Source organism: Desulfatibacillum aliphaticivorans DSM 15576 (assembly GCF_000429905.1).
GTDB classification, from domain to species: Bacteria; Desulfobacterota; Desulfobacteria; order Desulfobacterales; family Desulfatibacillaceae; genus Desulfatibacillum; species Desulfatibacillum aliphaticivorans.
Genome location: NZ_AUCT01000060.1, coordinates 1 through 1,767, shown reverse-complemented (window position 1 = coordinate 1,767; position 1,767 = coordinate 1). Strand labels below are relative to the sequence as shown.

Here is a 1,767-nt window from a genome sequence, read left to right as displayed (position 1 = left end):
TGTGACCGTGGTGAGCGTGGACGCAACGACCCGGGCGGCCATCGAGGCTGGCGGCAATATCACGGGCGGCGTGATCACCTCTCCTGAGGTTGCCCTGGAAGCTGCAGGCAGCGTGACGAACATCGACCTGGATAACAACGGCGTAACCCTGGCGGTGCTGGCCGGCGGCGATATTGAAATCGACGGAACCAGCGGCGACCTGACGGTGGGCGCGGTTGACGGCGTGGATCAGGGCCTGTCCGGCGTGATCACGGCCAAGGGCGACGTCACCCTGGACGCAGCGGCTAACCTGCACGTGAACGCAGACATCACGGCGGGCGGCGGCACGGCCGATCTGAGCGCGCTTGGCGGCAGCATCACCACGGTGGACGGCGCGGTTGTGACGGCGGGTTTTGTGAACGTGGACGCAACCAAGTCCATCGACCTGAACACGGACGCCGGCACGGTGGAGGCCTTCTTCAGTGCAACCGGCGTTGCGACCATCGACGAAGCGGACACCGTGACGATCCAGAACACCACCGGCGGAACCCTGGACGTGACCATCCTTGAGGACGGAGACATCCTGGACGGCGGCGGCAACAATGTGGACACCCTGTACGCCGAGACCCAGAACGGCGACATCACGTACGTGGACGCGGACAACCTGATCGCCATGGACGTACGGGCTCAGGGAACCGGCCAGAACGTGACCCTGACGGCCGGCGGAAGCCTGGACGTGCGGTACGTGGAAGCGGCCGGCGACACGGTGAACCTGAACGCTTCGGGCGACATCTGGGACAGCACGGGAACGGGCACAAGGGACGTGTTCGCCGGCATCCTGGTGGTTGACACAAGCGCCAATGGCGACGTGAACCTGGACACCGAGGTGCATACGGCTCATGCCGCGGGCGCCAACGTGGTGAATAACGTGACCATCCGTGAAGAGACCGACCTGACGGTGGGCGCCAACGGATTTGACACGGCCAACTCCGGCTCCATCGTAATCACCACCACGGACGGCGACATCCTGACCGTGGGCGTGCTGGATGCGGACGGCCCCGGAACCATCACCCTGACCACCAACGGTCCGGACCGGAGCATCATCCTGGGCAACGACGTGACCGGCAACAGCGGCAGCATCATGCTGCATGCTTCCGGCGGCGTGAACCAGACCGGCGGCACGGTGACCACGGACGTGGGCGTGGAAGTGACGGCGGGCGGCGCAGTAAGCCTGGCCCAGGCCGGCAACGCCATGACCGAGATCGCGGTGGATACGACCGGTACGGTGGCCATTGACGACGATGCGGCGACGGGCCTGACCGTGGGTACGGTGAACGGCGTGAGCGGCATCGACTCCAACGGCTACAACATAGACATCAACACGGCCGGCAACCTCTCCGTGGATCAGTTCATCAACGCGGGTTCGCTGGGCGACGTAACCATTAACACCATCGGTTGGGTGGTTGGCTCCGGCCTCATCACGGGCGACATCATCGACGTGACCTCCACCACCGGCATTGACATAGACACCAAGGGCGACATCATCGACGCCGACGGCGGAACCGGCAACGTGGTCATCGAAGAGTTCGACGGCGTGACCCTCCGGGACATTGACGCCGGCAAGAGCGTGGACGTGACCCTGCTGAACGCCGGGGACATCATTGTGAACGAGATCGATGCGGGCTCGAACGTCAGCCTGCACCTGCCCAACGGCAGCGTCCAGAACGACGGCGACTCCACCACGGATATCGCAGCGGGTTCCGCCCTGATCATTGACAACGACGCGGG

Annotated in this window: 1 protein-coding gene; it reads left to right on the top strand. The window is 64.7% G+C overall.

Translation table 11 applies throughout. From position 1 onward, the window contains the following. The coding region (locus G491_RS36030; RefSeq protein WP_169829524.1) for a beta strand repeat-containing protein at positions 1 to 1,767 on the top strand (1,767 nt) is incomplete at both ends.